20 protein-coding genes are annotated in these 22881 nt (G+C 65.6%); 16 read left to right on the top strand and 4 right to left on the bottom strand.

The features are described from left to right. The first annotated feature begins 134 nt into the window (after nucleotides 1–134). The 8 genes from RY1_RS17865 to RY1_RS17900 all read left to right on the top strand — a co-directional run bounded on the left by RY1_RS17865 (nucleotide 135) and on the right by RY1_RS17900 (nucleotide 8443). On the top strand, nucleotides 135–2582 hold the full coding sequence (locus tag RY1_RS17865) for an HAD-IC family P-type ATPase (protein ID WP_072805346.1): 2448 nt from the start codon (nucleotides 135–137) through the stop codon (nucleotides 2580–2582). Between the two features lie 44 nt (nucleotides 2583–2626). After that, nucleotides 2627–2815 (top strand): antitoxin, encoded by a 189-nt coding sequence (locus RY1_RS17870; protein ID WP_072805347.1) that lies wholly within the window; start codon nucleotides 2627–2629, stop codon nucleotides 2813–2815. Between the two features lie 81 nt (nucleotides 2816–2896). Next, the gene (locus RY1_RS17875; protein WP_072805348.1) at nucleotides 2897–4534 is read left to right on the top strand and encodes a Na+/H+ antiporter; all 1638 of its coding nucleotides are present in this window, start codon (nucleotides 2897–2899) and stop codon (nucleotides 4532–4534) included. Further along, nucleotides 4531–5721 carry a lipase family protein gene (locus RY1_RS17880; protein WP_371829488.1) on the top strand — a complete coding sequence of 397 codons (1191 nt, stop codon included), beginning with the start codon at nucleotides 4531–4533 and terminating at the stop codon, nucleotides 5719–5721. The genes RY1_RS17875 and RY1_RS17880 overlap by 4 nt, the downstream gene beginning before the upstream one ends. Beyond that, a complete protein-coding gene (locus RY1_RS17885) occupies nucleotides 5714–6085 on the top strand; it encodes an MmcQ/YjbR family DNA-binding protein (protein WP_072805350.1) in 372 nt (123 codons plus the stop codon). The genes RY1_RS17880 and RY1_RS17885 overlap by 8 nt, the downstream gene beginning before the upstream one ends. 8 nt (nucleotides 6086–6093) lie before the next feature. Continuing rightward, a complete protein-coding gene (locus RY1_RS17890; protein ID WP_371829489.1) occupies nucleotides 6094–7254 on the top strand; it encodes a sensor histidine kinase in 1161 nt (386 codons plus the stop codon). After that, a complete protein-coding gene (locus tag RY1_RS17895) occupies nucleotides 7251–8078 on the top strand; it encodes a LytR/AlgR family response regulator transcription factor (RefSeq protein ID WP_245819735.1) in 828 nt (275 codons plus the stop codon). The genes RY1_RS17890 and RY1_RS17895 overlap by 4 nt, the downstream gene beginning before the upstream one ends. 59 nt (nucleotides 8079–8137) lie before the next feature. Then, complete coding sequence (locus RY1_RS17900) at nucleotides 8138–8443, top strand: hypothetical protein (RefSeq protein ID WP_371829490.1); 306 nt, start codon at nucleotides 8138–8140, stop codon at nucleotides 8441–8443. 17 nt (nucleotides 8444–8460) lie between these two features. Here RY1_RS17900 and RY1_RS17905 read toward each other — a convergent pair whose 3' ends face one another. Then, nucleotides 8461–9147 (bottom strand): GAP family protein, encoded by a 687-nt coding sequence (locus RY1_RS17905; protein WP_072805353.1) that lies wholly within the window; start codon nucleotides 9145–9147, stop codon nucleotides 8461–8463. A gap of 254 nt (nucleotides 9148–9401) precedes the next feature. On the opposite strand from RY1_RS17905, the gene RY1_RS17910 reads away from it, so the two are divergent. From RY1_RS17910 to RY1_RS17935, 6 genes are all read left to right on the top strand, one after another. Then, nucleotides 9402–11144 carry a sodium/solute symporter gene (locus tag RY1_RS17910; protein WP_072805354.1) on the top strand — a complete coding sequence of 581 codons (1743 nt, stop codon included), beginning with the start codon at nucleotides 9402–9404 and terminating at the stop codon, nucleotides 11142–11144. Between the two features lie 211 nt (nucleotides 11145–11355). After that, the gene (locus RY1_RS17915) at nucleotides 11356–11655 is read left to right on the top strand and encodes a DUF485 domain-containing protein (protein WP_072805463.1); all 300 of its coding nucleotides are present in this window, start codon (nucleotides 11356–11358) and stop codon (nucleotides 11653–11655) included. Beyond that, nucleotides 11652–13292: a monocarboxylic acid transporter gene (locus tag RY1_RS17920; RefSeq protein ID WP_072805355.1), complete on the top strand. Its 1641-nt coding sequence runs from the start codon at nucleotides 11652–11654 to the stop codon at nucleotides 13290–13292. The genes RY1_RS17915 and RY1_RS17920 overlap by 4 nt, the downstream gene beginning before the upstream one ends. 83 nt (nucleotides 13293–13375) lie before the next feature. Beyond that, nucleotides 13376–13810: a type II toxin-antitoxin system Rv0910 family toxin gene (locus RY1_RS17925; protein ID WP_072805356.1), complete on the top strand. Its 435-nt coding sequence runs from the start codon at nucleotides 13376–13378 to the stop codon at nucleotides 13808–13810. A 106-nt stretch (nucleotides 13811–13916) separates the two neighbouring features. Beyond that, nucleotides 13917–15548: a VWA domain-containing protein gene (locus tag RY1_RS17930; protein WP_072805357.1), complete on the top strand. Its 1632-nt coding sequence runs from the start codon at nucleotides 13917–13919 to the stop codon at nucleotides 15546–15548. Between the two features lie 92 nt (nucleotides 15549–15640). Beyond that, complete coding sequence (locus RY1_RS17935; RefSeq protein WP_072805358.1) at nucleotides 15641–17290, top strand: VWA domain-containing protein; 1650 nt, start codon at nucleotides 15641–15643, stop codon at nucleotides 17288–17290. A gap of 3 nt (nucleotides 17291–17293) precedes the next feature. Here RY1_RS17935 and RY1_RS17940 read toward each other — a convergent pair whose 3' ends face one another. From RY1_RS17940 to RY1_RS17950, 3 genes are read right to left on the bottom strand one after another with little or no spacing between them, the layout of a single operon-like run. Further along, nucleotides 17294–18193: an ABC transporter substrate-binding protein gene (locus RY1_RS17940; RefSeq protein WP_245819737.1), complete on the bottom strand. Its 900-nt coding sequence runs from the start codon at nucleotides 18191–18193 to the stop codon at nucleotides 17294–17296. A 51-nt stretch (nucleotides 18194–18244) separates the two neighbouring features. Beyond that, nucleotides 18245–18982 (bottom strand): energy-coupling factor transporter transmembrane component T family protein, encoded by a 738-nt coding sequence (locus RY1_RS17945; RefSeq protein ID WP_072805359.1) that lies wholly within the window; start codon nucleotides 18980–18982, stop codon nucleotides 18245–18247. After that, complete coding sequence (locus tag RY1_RS17950; RefSeq protein ID WP_218019815.1) at nucleotides 18979–21006, bottom strand: ABC transporter ATP-binding protein; 2028 nt, start codon at nucleotides 21004–21006, stop codon at nucleotides 18979–18981. Before RY1_RS17950 ends, RY1_RS17945 begins: the two co-directional genes overlap by 4 nt. A 68-nt stretch (nucleotides 21007–21074) precedes the next feature. Here RY1_RS17950 and RY1_RS17955 point away from each other — a divergent pair, with 68 nt between their 5' ends. Further along, nucleotides 21075–21524, top strand: coding sequence for a GNAT family N-acetyltransferase (locus RY1_RS17955; protein WP_174565413.1), 450 nt, complete (start codon nucleotides 21075–21077; stop codon nucleotides 21522–21524). A 4-nt stretch (nucleotides 21525–21528) separates the two neighbouring features. Continuing rightward, complete coding sequence (locus RY1_RS17960) at nucleotides 21529–22827, top strand: MFS transporter (protein ID WP_072805361.1); 1299 nt, start codon at nucleotides 21529–21531, stop codon at nucleotides 22825–22827. The last annotated feature ends 54 nt before the right edge of the window (nucleotides 22828–22881 follow it).

Genomic DNA, 22881 nt, shown 5'->3' on the forward strand with positions numbered 1-22881 from the left:
AGCCTGCGGAATGACCGCGTAGGTCCAGGAGTGGAGCCTGCGGAATGACCGAATAGGTCCAGGAGTGGAGCCTGCGGAATGACCGCATAGGGTCCAGGAGTGGAGCCTGCGGAATGACCCAATAGGCTTGCCGCATGTCGATCGAGGCGGACGCAGAGCGGGAGAGCGGGCTCACCGAGGCGGAAGTGGCGGAGCTTCGGTCCGAGGGAAAGTCGAACGATGTGCCGGCCCGAGCGAGCCGTTCCGTCAAGGACATCGTTCGAGGAAACGTCTTCACTCGAATCAACGCGATTCTGGGTGTGCTGCTGCTGATCGTGTTGTCGACCGGATCGGTCGTCGACGGCATGTTCGGTCTTCTGATCGTCGCGAACAGCGGCATCGGCATCATCCAGGAAATTCGCGCCAAGAAGACACTCGACGAATTGGCGATCGTCGGTCAGAGCAAGCCCGTGGTACGACGCGACGGGGTGGCCCGCGAAGTGGCGCCCGACGAGGTGGTTCTCGGCGACCTCATCGAGCTCGGTCCTGGTGATCAGATCGTCGTCGACGGCGAGGTGGTCGAGGCGTCCAGTCTCGAGATCGACGAGTCTCTGCTCACCGGTGAAGCCGACGCGGTGCACAAAACGCAGTCGGCGCAAGTGCTTTCGGGAAGTTTCGTCGTCGCGGGCAGCGGTGCCTACCGTGCGACGAAGGTCGGCCGCGACGCCTACGCGGCCAAGCTCGCCGAGGAGGCGAGCAAGTTCACGCTCGTGCATTCGGAGCTGCGCAGTGGAATCGACAAGATCCTGAAGTTCATCACGTACCTGATGGTTCCGGCCGGTGCGCTCATCATCTACAACCAGCTCTTCTCCTCGGGGCAGTCTCTCGGCCCTGCGCTCAACGGTATGGTCGCCGCCCTCGTGCCGATGGTCCCGGAGGGATTGGTGCTGATGACGTCGATTGCGTTCGCTGTCGGCGTCATTCGCCTCGGTCAGCGGCAGTGCCTCGTCCAGGAGTTGCCTGCCATCGAGGGGCTCGCACGCGTGGATGTGGTGTGCGCGGACAAGACCGGAACATTGACCGAGAACGGCATGCGGCTGTCCGAATTGCGCGTCGTGAAAGACGGGGACGGGGCTCTGCTCGCATCCGTACTCGCGGCAATCGCACACGACGACCCGCGGCCCAATGCGAGCGTGCTCGCGATCGCCGAGGCCTTCCCCGACGATCCCGGCTGGACTTCGACGGCCGTCGCACCCTTCTCCTCGGCCAAGAAGTGGAGCGGCCTGTCCTACGGGGCGCACGGCAACTGGCTCCTCGGTGCGCCCGACGTTCTGCTCGACCCGGCCACCGACATCGCCCGTCAGGCAGAGGAAGCCGGTTCCGCCGGCCTTCGTGTCCTGCTTCTCGCCAGCAGCGATCTGCCCGTCGATTACCCATCCGTCGGGGACCCATCTCTCGGGCACACCGCGGCACCTGGCGTCGTGACGCCGAGGGCTCTGGTGATCCTCGAACAGAAGGTCCGGACCGACGCCCGCGCGACGCTCGACTACTTCGCCAGTCAGTCCGTCGCGGTCAAGGTCATCTCCGGTGACAACGCCGTCTCCGTCGGAGCGGTGGCCGGATCTCTCGGTCTCGCAGGCACACCCATCGACGCGCGCGATCTGCCCGAGGACGTGCACGAGCTCGCCGACACCGTCGAGAACGGATCCACCTTCGGTCGCGTACGCCCCGACCAGAAGCGCCAGATGGTCGGTGCACTGCAATCGCGTGGACACACCGTCGCGATGACGGGTGACGGTGTCAACGACGTCCTGGCGCTCAAGGACGCCGACATCGGCGTCGCGATGGGCTCGGGAAGCGCCGCGACGCGTGCTGTCGCGCAGATCGTGTTGCTGGACAACAAGTTCGCGACGCTGCCGTACGTCGTCGGCGAGGGTCGACGCGTCATCGGCAACATCGAGCGCGTTTCCAACCTGTTCCTCACCAAGACCGTGTACTCGGTGTTGCTGGCCTTCCTGATCGGCCTGTCCGGGCTGCTGTCGCAGATCTTCCACTTCGAGCCGATTCCGTATCCGTTCCTGCCTCGGCACGTGACGATCGCGGCGTGGTTCACCATCGGCATCCCTGCCTTCGTCCTCTCGCTCGCCCCCAACAACGAACGAGCACGCACCGGCTTCGTCTCTCGGGTGATGCGGCTGGCCGTCCCGTCGGGATTGATCGTCGGTACTGCCACGTTCGTGTCCTACCTGCTGGCCTACCAAGGGCCCGATGCAACCGAAACTCAGGTGACACAGGCCAGCACGACGGCGCTGATCACGCTGATCATGATCGCGGTGTGGGTGCTCGCCGTCGTCGCGCGGCCGTACGTGTGGTGGAAGATCCTGTTGTTGGCCGGATCCGTCGTCGGTTACCTGCTGCTGTTCACCATTCCGTTCTGTCGGACGCTCTTCGAACTCGATCCGTCGAATCTCGCGCTGACGACGACGGCCATCGTCATCGGTGGCGTCGGCATCGTTGCGGTCGAGGCTGCCTGGTGGATCAGCGCGGCACTGCGCGGCCGTTCCGGTCGCTCTTCGGAGCCATCGGCAGCCGGCCGGAAGTAAGCTCTGACGAGGTAGGGCAAATTCACGGACGAGATGGAGCGATCATGGGTTTCGCAGACAATCTGAAGGGCCTCGTCGACAAGGGCAAGAAGGCCGCCGCCGAGAACTCGGACAAGATCGAGGACGCCGTCGACAAGGCAGGCGACTTCATCGACAAGAAGACCGACGGCAAGTACGCCGACAAAGTCGACAAGGTGCAGGACGCAGCCAAGAAGGCCATCCCGGACCAGTAGCGCGCTGACGCGTCCGTGCGCGCGAAGTGACACAGGGGTGTTACTTCGCGCGTATGGGCGGCGTAGCCCCACAATGTACGAGTGGACGGACCGATACTTCTTCTTGTCGTGATCGCAGCTGTTGCTGTTGCCGGCTTCGCCAAGCGTTTCGAGTTGCAGGTTCCGCTGGTGCTCGTCGCAGTGGGGTCGGTTGCCTCGTTCATTCCCGGGGTGCCGCATGTGACGCTCGCGCCTGACCTGATCCTCGGGGTGGTGCTGCCGCCGCTGCTGTATTCGGCGGCTCTGGATTTCTCGTTCGTCAGTTTCCGTAAGAACCTCGGCCACATTCTGCGTCTCGGCATCGTGATGGTCCTGGTGACCACGCTGGCCGTGGGTTATTTCGCGAATTGGCTCGTTCCCGAGCTCACGCTCGGCGCGGCATTGGTTCTCGGTGCCGTCGTCGCCCCGCCCGACGCGGTCGCCGCGGTCGCCGTCGGCCGCAAGCTCGGTCTACCGTCGCGCATGATGGCCATCCTGACGGGGGAGAGTCTCGTCAACGACGCGGCCGCGTTGACGCTGTTCACGTTGGCTGTCGCGTCGGTGACAGGCAAGAAGATCGCCATCGATTCACCGATTCTGTTCTTCGCGTACGAGATCATCGGCGGGGTACTCGTCGGGTTGATCCTCTCGCGCATCGTTCGATTCGTCCGGACGAGGATTCAGGACTCGGCTCTCGAAACCGTCCTGGGGCTTGTCCTGCCGTTCGCCGCCTACCTCGCTGCCGAGGAGATTCATGCCTCGGGTGTGCTGGCCGTCGTGACCGCAGGTTTCGTCCTGGGCCGTGTCACCGCCGACGTCGCGGTCACCACACGTATCCAGGAGCGGCAGGTGTGGCCGACCCTCGACCTGCTTCTGGAAGCATTCGTGTTCGCGTACATGGGCCTTCAGTTGAAGTTCGTGATCTCGGAGGTCGAGCGCGACGGACTGCCGGTGCTGCACATCTTCGCGTACGCGTTGCTGATCCTCGTCGTGGTGATCGCGGTGCGCCCGGCCTGGATCTTCGTCAACACCGGTCGTCGTGCTGCGATGCGCTCTGTGTTCGGTGTTCGGAACGTCAAGAACTCCGATGCGCTGGGGCTGACGTGGAAGCAGAACCTGGTGTTGTCCTGGGCGGGGATGCGCGGCGTCGTCACGCTCGCCGCCGCGTCCGGTGTTCCGCTCGCGACGGTGGCGGGTGACCCGTTTCCCGGACGCGCAGTCATCCAGGCCGTCGCGTTCGTCGTCGCGGTCGGAACTCTGGTGATTCAGGGGTTGACGTTGCCGTTGCTGATTCGGCGCCTCGATGTCGCGGACCCACACGAGGAACAGTGGACCGACGAGCAGCAGGCTCTGGCGCGGACCATCTCACGGTCCGCCGCCGAGACGTATCTGACCGAGGCGGCACGAAGCGGCGTGCCAGGGGCGAGCAAGGAATCGGTCGAGGCGGTGCTCGAACGAGTCAGGCGGTCGGTGCGTGCGCGGCTCGACGCCGAGGAGACCGAGGATCACGAGGAGCGTGTAGCCGCAGCGGGAGCGTTGTTCGACACCCTGCGTCGCAATGTGTTGGGGGCGCAGCGTGATGCGCTCGTGAAGGCGCGCGATTCGGGTGAGCTCGACGACGAAGTGCTGCGCCACGTCCTCGACGGACTCGACGTCGAAGAGGCCGCCGCAGAGGCTCGACTCGAGCGGCGGAACCGATAGTGCGCACACTGATCTCGGTCGCCGCGGCGGCATGTGTTCTGGCCGGGTGCGCGCAACCGCAGGCGATCACCCGGGTCACGGGGATGGATGTGCCTGCGGCTCCGGTCGGCGCCGAGCGGGGTGCTGTGGTGAGCGCCACCCCGATCGGCCACACGGATTTCGCTGTTCGCCTCCTGGGAGCCGGCGCGACGCACGTGGTGTACAGGTCGACATCGAGCGACGGCAACTCCGGCACGGAGGTCTCCGGCACGGTGTTCACCCCGAAAGGTGAACCGCCTGCCGGCGGTTGGCCGATCGTGTCCGTCGGGCACGGCACCACGGGCGTGACCGACGAATGTGCCCCGTCGCTCTATCCGAACCTGTTGGGCACCATGGAGATGGTCAGCCCGTTCCTCGAACGCGGAATGGTCGTCGCGGTCACCGACTACGAAGGGCTGGGGACGCCGGGAACGCACCCGTATCTCGATTCCGACGCGGCGGCGTACAACGTCGTCGACGCGGTACGGGCCGCGCGGAATGTCGTTCCGAACACGGGAACGAGGTGGGGTGCAATCGGGAATTCCCAAGGCGGGCAAGCGGTATGGGCGGCAGCCGAGCATGTCGAGTACGGCGACGGGCTCGACCTGGTCGGCAGCGCCGCACTCTCGCCCACTGCCGATCTGACGCCGATGTTCGATGTCGGTGCCGCGCGCACACTCCCACAGATGCTGCTCACCCCGTTCCTCGTCGAAGGTCTGCGGGCCCGGCATCCGGACGTCGCCGATTCGCAGTACATCCGTGGGGCTCTCGAGGCGGACAAACGCGCGTTGACCGCGTGCACCGATCTGCTCGGAGTGCAGAAGGCAGAGGCAGCCGCCCGGCTCGCACCGGGCGATGCGTCGCCGGACACCGAGGCGTCACGAACATCGATGCTCGACTGGCTGAGCTCGGTAGCGTTGCCGAAGTCCCGTGCCGCGGCGCCGCTGCTCGTCGCGGTCGGCAGCGAGGATCAGCTGATCGATCCGAAGTGGACACAGGATGCGGTGGCACGGGCATGCTCGTTGGGTGACGTCGTCGAGTTCCGTATCCTCGTCGGTCAAGGGCATTCCGACTATGGAGCCACCGGGGACGGGGTTCGATGGCTTGCCGACCGGTTCGCAGGCGTCCCCACCACCGACACGTGTTCTCCGAGGGGGACCGATGGCTGATCCGTTGACCATGCTGCGCGCGCTGTGCATGGCTCTCCCCGATGCGACCGAGCGCGTCAGCCACGGCGAACCCGCGTGGTTCGTACGGCGTTCACCCCAGTTCGCCTCGTTCTCCGATCATCATCACGACGACCGTGTCGGCTTCGTCGCCGCTGCACCTCCGGGCGCGCAACAGGACTGGATCGCCCGCGATGCGACGAGGTTCTACCTTCCGCCGTACGTCGGTGGTCGAGGGTGGATCGGGGTGTATCTCGATGTCGAGCAGGACTGGGAAGAGGTCGCGGACATCGTCGAGGAGGCCTACCGCACGGTCGCGCCGAAGTCGCTCGTCGTGCAACTGGATGCGGAGCGGCAGCCCGAGTGAACTCGGCGATTCTGTGGTTCGGGGTCATTTTCGCAGCCGCGGTGGTGGCCATCGCCGTGATCAGCCTCCGCGGCCGGCGGGCGTTGACGACGCCCGAGGAGCGGGCAGTGCACTCGACGCTGCACACCGCCTCCCTCGCCGCCCGACCACTTCGCCAGGGGCTCGACGCCGATTCCGCCGCCGAGGCGTCACCGCACCTACGGGCGCTGACCGGCGGCGACGCACTCGGCATCGCCGACGCCGATGCCCGGCTCCTGACCTGGAACGGACCGTACGACGAGCTGGCCCCACTGTTTCTCGAGGCGGCCCAGCGCGCGACCTCCGGTGAACGGCGCGTCCTGCTCGCGCATCCGCTCGGCGCCGATCACGCGGTGCGAGCACTGATCGCTCAACCATTGTTGATCGAGGACGTCGGCGTCGTCGGCGTTCTCGGTGCGGTGACGACGGCGGTGCCGGGGCCGGGAATGCTCGGTGCCATCACCGAGGTCGCACGTTATGCGTGCGGGCAGATCGAACTCGCCGAACTCGATGCCTCGCGTGCACGCCTCGACCGCGCCGAGGTGCGCGCGCTGCGTGCGCAGATCAGCCCGCATTTCATCTACAACGCACTCGGAACCATCGCGTCGTTCGTCAGGACCGACCCCGACCGGGCGCGTGAGCTGGTGCTCGAGTTCGCCGACTTCACGCGCTATTCGTTTCGCACGGCAGGCGAATTCACCGTTCTCGCCGACGAGTTGCGCAACATCGACCGCTACCTGACGCTCGAACGTGCGCGCTTCGGTGACACATTGCAGGTCACGCTGCAGGTGGCGCCCGAGGTGCTCAACGTCGCGCTGCCGTTCCTCGCGCTGCAGCCACTGGTGGAGAACGCGGTGCGGCACGGTCTGTCCGATCGAGGGGGCAGAGGAACCATCACGATCGTCGCTGCCGACGAGGGAACCGACTGTCTCATCAGCGTCGAGGACGACGGGGTCGGGATGGACGCCGAACTTCTGCGCTCGGGATCGCTCGATGCCGAACACGCAGCTCACGTGGGGTTGTCCAATGTCGATGACCGGCTGCGCGCGGCATTCGGCAACGACTACGGCCTCGTCGTGGACACCGCTCCGGGCGCAGGAACCAAGGTGAGTATGAGAGTGCCGAAGTTCAAGGCAGGTATTCGGGCATGACGGGTGTGTCTGGCACGATGAGATCCGTGGAGAATTCGACGTCGGCGCCCCTGGTGGTCCTCGCGGTCGACGACGAGAAACCCGCGCTCGACGAACTGGCGTTCCTGCTCAGCAGACAGAGCACCGTCGCCGAGGTGTACACCGCCTCGGACGCGACGACCGCGCTGAGGCGACTGCAGCATCCCGTCGGCCCGAAGACTCCTGCGGTAGACGCGGTGTTCCTCGACATCAACATGCCAGGACTCGACGGACTGGAACTGGCGGGCATTCTGGCCAACTTCGCACATCCTCCCGTGGTCGTGTTCGTGACCGCACACGACGACCGCGCGCTCGCGGCGTTCGACCTCGGGGCCGTCGACTACCTGCTCAAACCGCTGCGCGAAGAACGTCTCGCGGAATCGCTACGCCGAATACGGTCCTCCGGCCGTCGGCGAGAGTCGCCCGAGGCCACCGGCGTCGACGAAGTGATACCCGTCGAACTCGGCGGAACCACCACACTCGTCCAACGCTCGAGCGTCGGATGGGTCGAGGCCGAGGGCGATTATGCCCGGCTGCACACCACCACCGGCTCACATCTGGTGCGCATCCCGATATCGACACTCGAAAGCCGCTGGGGTGACAGCGGTTTCCTGCGCGTGCATCGATCGTTTCTCGTCTCGTTGCAGCTGGTGACCGGGATCCGCAGTGTCGGTTCGGGATTGGTGGTCTGCCTACGCGCGGACGGCGATCTACCCGCGGTCGAGCTGCCGGTCAGTCGCAGGCACACCCGTGAACTCAAGGACCGGTTGGTGCGTGGACCGCTCCAATCCTGGTCGAGCCGGTGACGAGCCCGCGCAAGCAGCCGCGAGAACGCGTCGTCCTCGCAGGCAGGCGCGGGGCGCGCATGGTGCGCACACGAGTGGAGGTGCAGGAGCAGACCGAGGTCGGTGACGCCATGGTGCGCGGCCTCGTTCGTGCTCAGCTGCTGCTGTCGGTTCGGTTGGCGCTACTGACTCTGGCGGTGTTGTTCGCGATTCCGTTGGTGTCGTTGGTGGTTCCGGCGTTCGCCGACGCGCTCGTGTTCGGGATCCGGCTGCCGTGGCTCGTGCTGGGGGTCGCGGTCTACCCGCTCCTGCTCGGGGTCGGGTGGGTCTACGTTCGGCAGGCGGAGAGAAACGAGCACGAGTTCGTCGATCTCGTGGACGATTGACAGCCTGCGTCAGTCAGTCAGTCGGTCGATCCGATGGCGAGGATCCCGCTGACCGCGACGTAGACGCCGAGCAGGAGAAGAACGACGACGGTGACGATCCGACTGTGCCGGACGAACCCGTCGACGACGGCGGTCAGTGGCCTGCGCGCTCGATCACCGAGCGTCAGCAGGGCCAGGCCGGGGGCTGCGACTCCGATACTGGCCACCACCACGAAAACGACGGCCGAGACGATCTGCGCCGGAATCACGTCCGTGGCGTCGACGATGACCGATACCGCGGACATCGCGATGATCGTGTTCTTCGGATTCACCGAACCGAGTAGGAATGCCGTGCCGAATGCCTTCCTGCCGGTCAGGCTCCGGGTGGTGCGTACCCACCCTGGCTCCTCGTCGGTCTCGCCGTCGCGGATGCGGCTCACGAGTGCGCGCACACCGGCCACGAGCAGTGCGATTCCGAGTGCCAGCTGAAGCCACGACACCCAGGCAGCCGAGTCCGACGCGAGGACAACGCCGTCGACCAGCAGCAACCCTGCGGCAGTGATCGCAGTCAGACCCGCCAGCCACCCTGCGGTGAACTGTGCGAGCACCCGACCGGAGTTCAGGGTCGACAGCCCCGCCGCCATCGCCACCATCGGCAGATTCGCGACGACGGCACCGACGGCCACGGGGACAACGGCAGCAAGAGTCACTGCAGCGAGCGTCATTGCAGGACAGGTCGAACTCGGCCCCGCGCCGAACTTTCGTCGGCGGTGCGCGCCGTCCTTGTCGACCAGCTCATGTCTGCTCCTCCACCGGCGGCTGCCATCTCAGCGCTCACAGTAGCAACGGCGCAGTAACTCGGGCGTCGTCGCAGTCGGTGGGTGGACCTACCATTGCTCACTGCAGGGCTTTGCTCACTGCAGGGCTTTGCTCACTGCAGGAGTTCTGCGCCCCCGACGAGACCAGGAGACTGACCCAGGTGAACGGTCAACCCATTCCGTGGGTGACGGTCGTTGCGCTCGTGCTCGCTGCGGTCGCCACCGTCGCGATAGGTGTGTACGGGGTGCGGTTGGCGCGCACGACGTCGGACTTCCTGGTTGCCTCGCGTAGCGTCGGGCCGAGGTGGAACGCTGCGGCCATCTCGGGTGAATATCTCTCGGCTGCATCGTTTCTCGGGGTTGCCGGGCTCATCGCGAAGTACGGCGCCGATGCCCTGTGGTATCCGATCGGTTTCACCGCAGGCTATCTCGGCCTGCTGCTGTTCGTGGCGGCTCCGCTTCGGCGCAGTGGTGCATACACCGTTCCCGATTTCGCCGAGTTCCGTCTCGGGTCGCAGCGGTTGCGTAAGCTCGCCATGTTCGTCGTCGTCATCATCTGTGCCCTCTATCTGGTGCCGCAGTTCCAAGGTGCCGGGCTCACGTTGAACATCCTTCTCGGAGTGCCGGGCTGGGTCGGGGCAGCGGTGGTGGGTGTCATCGTCATCGCCAACGTCGTCGGCGGCGGGATGCGGTCGATCACGTTCGTGCAGGCGTTCCAGTACTGGCTGAAGCTGACTGCCGTCGCCGTTCCCGCGGTGGTGCTCGCCATGCATTTCTTCGCCGACGACCGAGCTGTCGGAAGCCCCGCACCGCCGACGGTCGACCGCGAGACGACCGTCGAGATCAGTACCGACGTCCTCGTTCAAGTGGATTCGCCGATCGAGGTGACGGTCCGCGGCACCGTCGACGACCTACCCGTCGACGGCAGAATCGGACTGGGTCAGGGAACCCACGAACTCGGCGAGGGCACGTCGTTGATTCTCGACGCGGACTCGCCGGTACCTGTGGTGGCCGGCGCGCCGACAACGGATCGGCAATGGGCGCAACCCGGTTGGGGACTGGGCGGAACCCATCCGCTGTACCAGGTCTACTCGCTGATTCTCGCGACGTTCCTCGGCACACTGGGGTTGCCGCACGTGCTGGTTCGGTTCTACACCAACCCGGACGGGCGTGCCGCACGGCTGACATCGCTGACGGTTCTCGGTTTGCTCGGTGTGTTCTATCTGTTTCCGACGCTGCTCGGGGTGTTCGCGCGGCTGTACGTTCCGCAACTCCTGATCACCGGAACCTCCGATGCGGCGGTCCTGCTGCTGCCCGGCTCGGTGCTGTCCGGCGTCGGTGGGCAGCTGCTCGCCGCCGTCGTCGCGGCAGGAGCGATCGCGGCGTTCCTCTCGACGTCGTCGGGACTTCTCGTCAGCATCGCCGGTGTACTGAGCACCGACGTTCTCCGTGGACGGGTCCGCGATTTCCGCATCGCGGCCGTCCTCGCAGGCGCAGTGCCGCTGGTGTTGTCGCTCGGGTTGGTCTCGCTCGATCTCTCGCGGACGGTCGGGCTCGTGTTCGCCGTCGCCGCGTCGACGCTCTGCCCGCTGCTGGTGCTCGGAATCTGGTGGCGTGGACTGACGGCCGCCGGTGCTGCAGCGGGACTGATCGGCGGCGGCACGGTGTCGCTGACGGCCGCATCGCTCTCGGTGTTCGGGGTCTCCGAGACCATGTGGTCGGGGTGGCCTGCGGCGTTGCTCGGCTATCCAGCTGCGGTGAGTGTGCCGTTGGCGTTCGGGCTGATGATCCTCGTCAGCAAGGCGACGTCGCGATCGGTGCCGCCCGACGTCGGACGAATCTTCACCCGATTGCATGCCCCCGAACGTCTGGGCGTCGGCCGAGATCGTGAGCGCGAGCTGTAACTGCCCCCGCTCGCCGACGTCAGGTGACCGTTCGGCGCAGACTCCGACAGCTGAGCGTGTGATCGCCGCCACTGCATTCTCCTGTGACCTGCCTCTCACTAGCGTCACTGTTCAGTTCCGAGTCACAGACCGTGACGCGAATTCGAGGAGTGAATCAGACGTGAGTACATCGGACACCTCTCCGCCACCGGACGCGCAGGCGTTCATCGACATGCAAGCGAGCCCGGAATTCCAGGAACTGCGACGTCGGCTGCGCAGCTTCGTGTTTCCGATGACCGCGTTCTTTCTGATCTGGTACATCGTCTACGTGCTGCTGAGCAACTACGCGCACGACTTCATGTCGACGCCGGTCTGGGGCAACATCAACGTCGGTTTGCTCCTCGGTCTCGGCCAGTTCGTCACGACGTTCGCGATCACCGGGATCTACGTCAAGTTCGCGAACCGTGAACTCGATCCACGCGCCGAGTCGCTGCGCAACGAGATGATCGCGTCGCAGGAGGCCACACGATGAGCGTTTCCATTCTTGCGCAGGCCGCCGACACCACCGTCGGCGAACCCGTCGTCAACATCGCGATCTTCGGCGCATTCGTAGCCGTCACGATGTTCGTCGTCATTCGTGCGAGCAAGAAGAATGCGACGGCGTCGGAATTCTTCACGGCAGGTGGCGGGTTCTCCGGACCGCAGAACGGTGTTGCCATCGCGGGCGACTATCTGTCCGCAGCCAGCTTCCTCGGCATCGCGGGCGCGATCGCCGTCTACGGCTACGACGGATTCCTGTACTCGATCGGCTTCCTCGTCGCGTGGCTCGTCGCGCTGCTGCTCGTGGCCGAATTGCTGCGCAACACAGGAAAATTCACGATGGCCGACGTGCTGAGCTTCCGGCTCAAGCAACGGCCCGTCCGCACGGCCGCGGCGCTCTCGACTCTGACGGTGTCGCTGTTCTACCTCCTCGCCCAGATGGCAGGCGCAGGAGGACTCGTCGCCCTGCTGCTCGACATCTCCGACCGCACCGGGCAGTCCATCGTCATCGCGGTGGTCGGCGTGCTGATGATCGTCTACGTCCTCGTCGGCGGCATGAAGGGCACCACGTGGGTGCAGATCATCAAGGCCGTGCTGCTCATCGCAGGCGCGCTGTTCATGACCGTGCTGGTACTCGCGAAGTTCGGCTTCAATCTCTCCGAGCTGCTCGGTAGCGCACAGGAGACGATCACCGGCTCCGCCGACGACGCCGTCGCGGCCCGCAACGTCCTCGAGCCAGGCGCGCAGTACGGCGGCAGCAACATGAGCAAGCTGAACTTCCTCTCGCTCGGAATCGCGCTCGTGCTCGGAACCGCCGGTCTCCCACACGTTCTCATGCGTTTCTACACGGTCCCCACGGCCAAGGAAGCTCGTCGCAGTGTCGTGTGGGCCATCGCCCTCATCGGTGCGTTCTACCTGTTCACCCTCGTTCTCGGCTACGGAGCCGCGGCCATCGTCGGCCCGGACCGCATCCTGGCGTCGGCGGGCGGACAGAACTCGGCCGCACCGCTTCTGGCGTTCGAACTCGGAGGCGTCGTGCTCCTCGGCGTGATCTCGGCGGTCGCGTTCGCGACGATCCTCGCCGTCGTCGCCGGGCTCACGATCACCGCATCCGCGTCGTTCGCCCACGACATCTACGCCAGTGTCATCAAGAAGGGCGATGTCGACGAGAAGAAGCAGGTCAAGGTTTCTCGCATCACCGCGGTGGTGATCGGAATTCTCGCTATCGGCCTCGGCATCCTCGCGAACGGGCAGAACATCGCCTTCCTCGTGGCGCTCGCCTTCGCCGTCGCGGCGGCCGCGAACCTGCCGACCATCGTCTACTCGCTGTTCTGGCGCCGCTTCAACACCACCGGGGCGCTGTGCAGCATGTACGGCGGCCTGATCTCGACGCTCGTGCTCATCGTCTTCTCGCCTGCGGTGTCCGGGTCGAAGACAGCAATGATCCCGGGCTCGGATTTCGCCTGGTTCCCCTTGTCCAACCCCGGCATCGTCTCGATCCCGCTCGCGTTCGTCCTCGGCATCGTCGGAACGTTGCTGTCGAAGGATTCGGAGAGCAGGGCGAAGCAGGCCGAGATGGAAGTGCGATCACTGACCGGTATCGGCGCGGAGAAGGCGTCGGCACACTGATTGGTTAGATTTCACAATCCGCAGGCGCCCGTGTGAGTCGTACTCACACGGGCGCCTCGCTGTGTGTGGTTACTATCCCTTCCGTGGCCAAGCTCAAGGTTTCCGTCAATGTTCCCCTCGACCCCGAAGCGGCGTGGACGCATGCGTCCGACCTCGCCGACTACGACAAGTGGCTGTCCATCCACGAGGCGTGGCGCGGCGAGCTCCCCGAACAGCTCGCTGTCGGAACCACCCTGGACTCGGTGGCCAGCGTCAAAGGGCTGCGCAACCGGGTTCGGTGGACCATCGAGAACTACGACCCACCGAAGAAGCTGACCCTGAAGGGCAGCGGCAAGGGCGGGGTGAAGATCGGGCTCGTGTTGTCGGTCGCGGCGGGTGCGAAGGGTGGATCCGACCTCTCCCTCGATATCGAACTCGGGGGAGCGCCCCTGTTCGGGCCCATCGGGTCGGGTGTCGCACGCGCTCTGAAGGGCGATATCGAGAACTCGTTGAAGACCTTCGAGTCGTTGTACGCGTAGCGGTCGTGCGCACGCTCGCGGCCGCGGCGCGCGATAGTATCGCCGCGAACCGCACAGCGAGAACTTGTTCGCACAAGTTCCTCGCTCACTACGGAGGGGTTCTGCAATGCCAGGGAGACACAGTGCGCCGAGCGAGGCGTCCGGTTCGACAGGGCTGGTGAAGTACGGCGTCCTTGCCGTCGTACTGCTCGTTGTTGTCGGTGGTGGCGTCTACGCGGCGCAGAAGGCATTCGGGTCGGGCTGTTCGGATCCGTCGTCGTACACGCTGGCGGCAGATCCCGCGATCGCCCCCGTCGTCGACGACGTGGTTCGCCGCGCCACGGCCGAGGATCTCGGTTGTGCGAAGGTGCAGGTCACGCCCGTAGATTCCGCGGAGGCGTCGGCTGCGGTATCCAAGGGAACCGACGCTCCGGCGCTGTGGATACCCGACTCCTCGCTGTGGGTGGGCAAGACCGTTCGTGCCACGGGTTCTCTGGTCGATCTGGCCAGTCAGTCGGTGGCAAGTACGCCCGCGGTCATCGCGGCACGGAAGGACGAGGTGCCGTTCTTCGATACCTGGCTCACCGCGCTGCAGCTCGAGAGTCTGCGTATCGGCAATCCGCTCACCAACACCATCTCCGACGCAGCCATACTCGGTGCCCTGGCCGAGGCGGGTAGCGATGCCGAGGCGGTCGACTCGGTCTCCGCTGCGCTCGTGCCGATCGCACAGGCACAGGCGTCGACCCGCGGCGAGGCCGATCCGGTGGTCCGCCTCGACGAGATGTCGGCCGAAGGCGGGGTCTCGGTCGTCTCGGAACAATCGTTCCTGGACTATCAGAACAGCACCGGCACCGAATTCGGTGCGACGGTACCCCCCACCGGCAGTTTCTTCCTCAACTTCCCGCTCGCTGTCACCGAGCCTGCAGGCGAACGGCACGAGGCCGCGAAGGCCGTCGGTCTCGCCGTCGCCGAAGCTCTCGGATCCAAGTCGGGCCTGGCGTCGTTGTCGGATGCGGGGTTTCGCGCGCCGGACAACGCCCCGCTGAGCGACGACCGCGGATTGGGAGATGTCACAGCACTGACGATTGCGGATCAGCAAACTGCCGAATCGACGTTGCGGCGCTACCAGGTCCTGGCATTGCCCTCGCGGACGTTGGTGATGGAGGACGTCTCGGGATCGATGGCCTACAGCGCAGGCGCCGACACCCGGATCGGGCTGACGGTTCAAGCTAGCGACACCGGCAACCGGCTGTTTCCGAACAACGCAGCGCTCGGCCTGTGGGCGTTCTCGATCGGACTCGGCGGTGGCAGTCAGGACTACCGCGAGCTGGTACCGATCCGGCGCCTCGACGAGAACGTCGACGGAACGACACAGCGAAATCTGCTGCTGCAACAGACTCGGACGCTTCCGGGCCTGGTCGGAGGCGGTACCGGACTGTACGACACCACACTGGCGGCCTTCCGCACGGTGAAGGACGGGTACGACCCCGACTACATCAACAGTGTCATCATTTTGACCGACGGTTCCAACGAAGACCCGGGAAGTATTTCGCTCGACGAACTCCTCTCGACGTTGCGGGCCGAACAGGACCCGACCAAGCCCGTCATCATCGTGACGATCGGTATCACCGACGACGCCGACGCCGGAGTTCTGCAGCAGATCTCGGCCGCCACCGGTGGCACCAGCTTCCTGGCACGAAACCCAGCAGAAATCCCCAATGTGTTTGTGAATGCTCTCAAAAGCCGAACAGGACGCTGATTCAACGGTTAATTTATTCCAACCGTGTGTTCGCGGCGGCACGTAGTGCATGATCGTCGGGAAACACTGACCGTTTGGGGGAGCACGTAGAGATGCCGGGGCGTCACGGAACTGGAACACGCTCGAATCCTGCCTTCACGTGGGCGGCCATCGTCGTCGTAGCCGTGGTGTTCGTCGTCGGCGGATACTTCGGCGTCGAGGCGGTGCGGGCCAGCAACGCCGGGTGCGACTCCGTCCAACAGGTGTCGTTGGCCGTCGACCCGACCCTGGCGCCCGTCGTCACCGACGTGCTGGCGAGCTCCGACGATATGTCGCGTGGTTGTGCCAGCTTCGACGTGCGGGCGGAGGCCCCGAGCGACACCGCGACCGAGCTGGCAGGGGCGAACCAGAACCGTCCGGATCTGTGGATCCCCGATTCGACGTTGTGGTTGCTCAAGACACTCCGATCCACCGGTGCACTGCCCGAGCTCGCCAAGTCGTCGGTGGCGAACACCCTCCCCATCGTCGTCACCGCCGAGAGTGCACCTGCACCTGCTGCCACGTGGCTGCAGGTGCTGCAGACACAGGGTCAGCGGATCGGCGACCCGCTGACCAGCAGCGCTTCGCTTGCGTCGATCCTGGGCGCGCTCGCCGAATCCGAGGTCGCCCTCTCCGACGCCAACGCAGTCTCGGCCGCGCTCGTCCCGATGGCTCAGGATTACGGACGCATCGCAGACACCCCGCACGGCACCAGTGATCTCGTGGAACAGGTGGCGTCCGACGGCGGAACTTCCGTGGCGACGGAACAGTCCCTCGTGGCGTACAACGCGTCGAATCCGTCGGCGCCGCTGGTCGGTTCGGTACCGCCCACCGGCAGCTACTTTCTGAACTACCCCTTGGCGATCACCGCCGCGGCGGGGCCGAATTACGACCGTGTGAAGAGCGCAGGGACCGCACTGTCCTCGATCCTTGCTTCCACGACTGCATCGGATGCACTGTCCGCGGCCGGTTTTCGGCAGGCCAGCGGCACTCCGCTTCCCGATGGACGCGGGGTCGGGACCGTTGCGTCGTTGGAGCTCAAGAATCCAGTGGCGATCGAGACGACGCTGCACGACTGGGCTGTTCTCGCGCTACCGCTGCGAACGTTGGTCGTCGAGGACGTATCCGGCTCGATGGCAGCCAAATCCGGTGACTCCACCCGCATCGCGTTGACCGTCGACGCCAGCCTCTCGGGCAGCACACTGTTCAGCGACCAGACCGAGATGGGACTGTGGGCATTCTCGATCGGCCTCGGCGGCGGCGGCCAGGATTTCCGTGAACTCGTCCCGCTGGGTCCGGTGACCGATGTCGTACGCGGCTTGCCGCAGCGGGAGGCGATCCTGTCCTCGATTCGGACACTGCCCTCGCTCGTCGGAGGCGGGACCGGTTTGTACGACACGACTCTCGCCGCGTTCCGGCGAGTGAAGGAGGGGTACGACCCCAACTTCGTCAACAGCGTCATCATTCTCACCGACGGAGCGAACGAGGACGCCGGAAGCCCGAGTCTCGACGATCTCATCGCCACGCTGCAGCGGGAGCAGGATCCGGTACGCCCCGTGGTCATCGTGACGGTCGGCATCACCTCCGACGCAGACCCCGTTGCACTGCAGCGAATTTCGGCCGCAACGGGTGGTACCAGCTACATCGCCGAGGATCCCCGCGACATTCTCGATGTCTTCGTGAAGGCACTGAACTCGCGGACCGAACGAATCGGCGGCGAATAGTCCTCACTCCAGTACGCGTGCGCCGGTGATATTTCCGAGCCACGTCTGCGACAGCTCGTCGATGCTGCCGTCGGCATACATCGAATCGATGGCGGCATCGACGCACGGAGTCATCGCACTGCCCTTCTGCAGGACGACCCCGAAGAACTCGGTGACCTCGTTCGGCTGCGGAAACTGGCCCACCAGAACGCTTCCGGGAACATCGGCCGCAGTGATCTGAAACGCAGTCGGAAGATCGACGACGATCGCGTCGACTTCGCCGTTCCGCAGAGCCGTTTTCGCATCGTCGTTGGTGCTGTATTCCACCGGCGTCGCGGCACCGATGGTCGCCGCGATGGACAGCGCACTCGTCGAGTCGGACTGAGCGCCCAGACGGTATCCGCGGAGGCCTGCGAGGTCGGTGGCGTCGGCGATCGGCGTTCCACCCATGGCCACGACTGCCTGCGCAACCGCGTAGTACGGCGAGGACAGGTCGACGTTCTCGCGGCGCTCACCGAGGATGGTGAACTGGTTGATGTCGAAGTCGAAGGATTTGGGTCCAGGTGCCAACGCATCGGCGAAACCGGTCCGAACATAGCGGACCTGCGCGGGGGCGTAACCGAGGCGATCGGCGATCTCGCGCGCGGTTGCACCTTCGAATCCGCGGCCGTTCGACGGATCGTCGTCGACGAACCACGGCGCGTAGGCAGGGTCGTCGGTGGCGATGGTCAGCACTCCCTCGCTCACACTCGTGCCCGAGCCGGGCCCACACGTCGACACCGCTGTCGTCGGAGGAATCTTGGTGAACGCGGGTGTTTCCTGCGCTGATTCCGGTACCGGCATGGAGTCTGCGCCGGCGCACGACGCCGTGATCAGAGCGGCCGCCGCGAGCACGGCGGCGGCAACTCGGCGATTGCGGGGCACGCCGTGATGATGCACGAGTCATGCACAATCGGCAATACGAACGATCGAGGCTCAGCCGAGGGCGACGGTGGCCGCGATTCCTGCTGCGCAGCACAGCACCACGACCGCGATCGCAATGGCGTCGGGCAGACGCGGGCGGCTGGGGTATGCCGTGATCTGGCCGGTACCTCCGCGCGCTGTGATGGCCTCACCCATCTCCGATGCTCGCCGGATGGCGATGGACATGGTGGCGGTGATGAGATCGACGATCGAGTTGTCCGCGGCACTGTTGAGCACCGACTTCGGGCGCAGGCGCCGGGCAGCGATCATCACCCGCATCTCCTCGATGAGCAGAGGCAGCGACCGCAGGCACAGCGCGATCGTGGCAGCCCACTCGTCGACGGGTAAACCGATCTTCTTCAGCGGATAGCCGAGAACCGCGGCTGCAGGTGCGATGTCGCTCATCGACGTCGTCCAGCCGATCATCATCGACGCACCCAACAATACGAACGCGAAGACGGCTGCGCGCAAGAAGAGGAGCACAGCGTCGAAACCGAGGGGCACATTGATCAGTCCGCCGATCAGGAACAGGATCCAGATCCACACCGGCGGACGAGGAATCGCAGTCGGTGGCACGTGTGCGATGATCGCGGTGACCACCAGCAGACCGGAGATGATTCCGATCGTCGACCACGTGGGTGCCACCACCAGCAGGATGCTGAGCATCGCGACAGCGATCAGCTTGGTACCTGCCCACAGCCGATGGACCGGGGACGATCGCGGAACTTGCCGCAGCACAACCGTTGTCACGACGGAACTCCTGGGGTCGGTGCGTCGGAGGTGATATGGCCGTCGTCGAGCACGATGGTTCGATCGCACACGCGGTCCATACCGTCGACGTCGTGCGAGATGACGACGATGGCGATTCCCAGGCGGCGCAGGTTACCGAGAACGCCGATGATCTCGGTGCGGCCGGGCGGATCGAGCCCGGCCAGCGGCTCGTCGAGCACGAGAATTCTCGGTTTGTTCACCACGAGACCGGCAATGACGACGCGGCGCATCTGGCCACCACTGAGGGAGTCGATGTCGCGGCCGGCCAGCAAGCGGTCGAGCCCGACGGCATCCATGGCTCGCGAGACCTGCGCCGAACCGACTTCGGGGCCTCCGGCAGATTCGATGTCCTCGGCGACGGTTCGACGCTGCAGTTGCAGACGTGCGTGCTGGAAGGACAGGCCGACGGCACCGACGTCACGGGAGATTGCCGAGCCGTCGAACAGGGCAGAGCCGGTGGACGGGGTGGTGAGTCCCGCGAGAATCCATGCGAGGGTGGATTTTCCCGATCCGTTCCCGCCGAGGACCAGAATGCCGTCACCCTGTGACACGGTGAGATCGAGGTCGCCCAGCGCCTTCTGCGACCACGGCGTGCGCCGATTGTAGGTGTGGCCTACGCCGCGCAGAACCAGCAGCGGCGAGCCGGAGCGGAAGATCGCCGAACCCTCGCCGAGAAAGCGAGAGCGCATCCATTCCGGTGAGTGCTCGACCTGCGTTCCCCCGTGCAGGTGTACGACGCGGTCGGCGGCGGTGGTCTCCGACTCCTGGTGTGTGACGAGAACTACCGACATTCGGTGACGGCGGGGGAGGTCGGCGAGCAGCGCAACGAGGCTGGCCCGACCGTCCGCGTCGACCATCGTCGTCGCCTCGTCCGCGATCAGCAGTGCAGGTCGCCGTGCCAGTGCCGCCGCAACTGCGAGTCGCTGCATCTCACCACCCGAGAGCGAGGCAGTGTCGCGGGGTCCCATTCCGCCGAGGCCGACCTCGGTGAGCAGCGCCCCGACGTCGGTGTCGGTGTTCGGCGGCAGCCCCCACACGACATCGTCGGCGACGCGGCTGCCGAGAATCTGGCTCTCGGGGCGCTGCAGTACGACAGCGGTGCCGCCGGTGAGTCCGAGACCGGCGACACCGTCTCGCTCGACGGTGCCCGACGTCGGTGCGCGCCCGGCCAGTATGCGTGCCAGTGTCGATTTGCCCGACCCGTTGTGTCCGACGATCGCGACGAACTCCCCGAAGTCGATGGACAGGTCGATATCGCGCAGCGCATCCGACCGTGCATCCGGGTAGCGAAAACCTATGCGATTCAGTGTGACCGGGAGGGGTGCAACACGGCCGCCGCCCGCTGCGGGCAGATGATCGACGACGGGGATGGTGGCAAGGCGATCGAGGACCGCCCCCAGAATCAACCAGGTGAACAGGGCGCCGCCGACGATGGTGAGGGTCATCGTTCCGAGAATCCACCACCACCAATTGTCCAGTACGGCACCGGCGCTCGACCGAAGCACGTCGGCGGGGCCGACCAGGGCCTGCGCCCGCGACAGCAGACGTGCGACACCTTCGATGGTGTTCTCGACGGTCCTCAGGAAGAGCTCGCGGAGCGGCGCAAGGATCAACAGCACGGTGATCGCGACGAGACCGAGCAGTGGACCGATGACCGACGTCAGCGCGAGGACAGCGAGCAAACCCTGCCCGCGTCGTTTCGCCCGCCCGACCAAGCCGCCGAGTAGTGCCGAAGTCGCCACCGTGACGGCCGTCGTCGTACCTGCTGCCACGAACGCGACGAGGGTGCCTGCGACCGCCGCGGAGATCAGCGCACGGGTGCGGTGACGCTGCGCGACGACGGCCATGGGTACCGCCGCGACGATCTGCAGCGCAGTTGCGAGAGGAACAACCATGGCGATGACGGACAGGGCAACGGTGAAGCTGCTCATCACTGCCGCCGTCGCCAACTCGGCAGGCGTCAAGGATGACGACGTGCGGTGGACGTGGGGGCTGTCGGTCACCTGTCCAGTGTGCCAGCAACGGACTTAGACTCACGCCAGGCGAAAAGCAGAGAGGCGCACCTGACGTGATGACCGTGGACGAAGAAAGCTGGGACACCCCCGTGGGTGCCCAGCTCCGCGCAGCTCAGCGAGCTGAATTGGACAACAGATACGGCAACAGCGATCACGAACCCGGAACACCGCCGACCGGCGAGGACATCGCGGTGTTCGTGGTGGCCCGCGACGACAACGCGGTCGGAATCGGATGCGGTGGGCTACGACTGCTCGGCGAGGACGAGGCCGAGATCAAGCGCATGTACGTGATCCCCGCAGAGCGGGGACGAGGCGCGTCCGTCGCGATCCTGCGGATGCTGGAGGACTGCGCGCGCACGCGGGGGATTCGAGTGCTCAAACTGGAGACGGGATCGGGCCAGCCCGACGCAGTGCGCTTCTACGAACGCGAGGGGTATTCCAAGATCGACCCGTTCGGGCCGTACGCATCCGAACCGACCTCGCTGTGCTACGCACGAACGTTGTGAACCTGTGACCCGTCTGCCCTTCGGTTCGGCACGCAGCCGTTCGGCAGGCAGCGGTTCGGCACGCATACATGCTGCCTGGATCGTCGCCGCCGTCGCATTCCTCGCGCTCGTCGGTGCCGCAGGCTTTCGCGCTGCACCCGGGGTCATGCTGGTGCCGCTGCAGGACGAGTTCGGATGGTCCCGCGGAGTGCTGTCGACGGCAGTGGGAATCAACCTGCTGCTGTTCGGGCTGACCGCGCCGTTCGCGGCGGCTCTGATGGACAGGTTCGGGATCCGGACAGTCGTCGCATCGGCACTGACGGTCGTCGCGGCCGGAAGTGCACTGAGCGTGTTCGTCACCGCCTCATGGCAATTGGTGGTGACGTGGGGAGTGCTGATAGGGATCGGCACAGGTTCGATGGCGTTGGTGTTCGCCGCGATGATCACCGACCGATGGTTCCTGAAGCGTCGCGGCCTGGTCTCCGGCATCCTGACGGCGGGCAGCGCGACAGGCCAGTTGATATTCCTGCCCGTCGTCGCGCACCTCGTCGACGCATCCGGTTGGCGGACAGCATCTCTCGTGATCGCTGCATCCGCGCTGGCGGTGGTGCCGCTGGTTCTACTGTGGCTGCGAGATCGACCGGCCGATATAGCCACGACACCGTTCGGAGCCCCCGAGGGCTACCTCGCTCCAGTCCCGATCCGTGCCGGCGTCAACCCGGCCAGGGCCGCGGTCGATGCACTGCTGTCCGCGAGCCGAGTACGGACGTTCTGGGCGCTGGTGGTGGGGTTCGCCATCTGCGGTGCCACCACGAACGGGCTCATCGGCACGCACTTCATTCCATCCGCGCACGACCGCGGAATGGCGGAGACGACAGCCGCCGGACTGCTCGCCGTGGTCGGCATCTTCGACGTCGTGGGAACCATCGCATCCGGATGGCTCACCGACCGTGTGGATCCGCGATACCTGCTCGCCGGGTACTACGCGTTCCGCGGTGTATCGCTTCTGTTTCTGCCGCTGCTTCTCTCGGCCACGATCCAGCCGTCGATCGTGGTGTTCGTCGTCATCTACGGGCTCGACTGGGTCGCGACCGTACCGCCGACCATCGCCCTGTGCCGCGAAGTCTTCGGCGAGAAGGGGCCTCTGGTGTTCGGGTGGGTGTTCGCCTCCCACCAGATCGGGGCCGGAGTGGCCTCGGTGGTGGCAGGGGTGATCCGTGACAGCACAGGCGAATACACTCTCGCCTGGTTCGGGGCGGCAGGGTTGTGTGCAGTCGCCGCCGTCGTGAGCGTGGGTATAACAAAGGCGAAAGTGCACTCCTAGAGCGCACTTTCGCCTTTGTGTCTACCCGGTCAGTCCATCGCCGGTTTTGCTTTT

This window comes from Rhodococcus yunnanensis NBRC 103083 (assembly GCF_001895005.1).
GTDB lineage: Bacteria > Actinomycetota > Actinomycetes > Mycobacteriales > Mycobacteriaceae > Rhodococcoides > Rhodococcoides yunnanense.

Coding starts and splice junctions, on each gene's coding strand:
- RY1_RS17920 (WP_072805355.1), top strand. CDS start 11,652: ATGAGCGTTTCCATTCTTGCGCAGGCCGCCGACACCACCGTCGGCGAA.
- RY1_RS17955 (WP_174565413.1), top strand. CDS start 21,075: ATGACCGTGGACGAAGAAAGCTGGGACACCCCCGTGGGTGCCCAGCTC.
- RY1_RS17905 (WP_072805353.1), bottom strand. CDS start 9,147: ATGACGCTCGCTGCAGTGACTCTTGCTGCCGTTGTCCCCGTGGCCGTC.
- RY1_RS17870 (WP_072805347.1), top strand. CDS start 2,627: ATGGGTTTCGCAGACAATCTGAAGGGCCTCGTCGACAAGGGCAAGAAG.
- RY1_RS17900 (WP_371829490.1), top strand. CDS start 8,138: ATGGTGCGCACACGAGTGGAGGTGCAGGAGCAGACCGAGGTCGGTGAC.
- RY1_RS17865 (WP_072805346.1), top strand. CDS start 135: ATGTCGATCGAGGCGGACGCAGAGCGGGAGAGCGGGCTCACCGAGGCG.
- RY1_RS17915 (WP_072805463.1), top strand. CDS start 11,356: ATGCAAGCGAGCCCGGAATTCCAGGAACTGCGACGTCGGCTGCGCAGC.
- RY1_RS17935 (WP_072805358.1), top strand. CDS start 15,641: ATGCCGGGGCGTCACGGAACTGGAACACGCTCGAATCCTGCCTTCACG.
- RY1_RS17930 (WP_072805357.1), top strand. CDS start 13,917: ATGCCAGGGAGACACAGTGCGCCGAGCGAGGCGTCCGGTTCGACAGGG.
- RY1_RS17895 (WP_245819735.1), top strand. CDS start 7,251: ATGACGGGTGTGTCTGGCACGATGAGATCCGTGGAGAATTCGACGTCG.
- RY1_RS17885 (WP_072805350.1), top strand. CDS start 5,714: ATGGCTGATCCGTTGACCATGCTGCGCGCGCTGTGCATGGCTCTCCCC.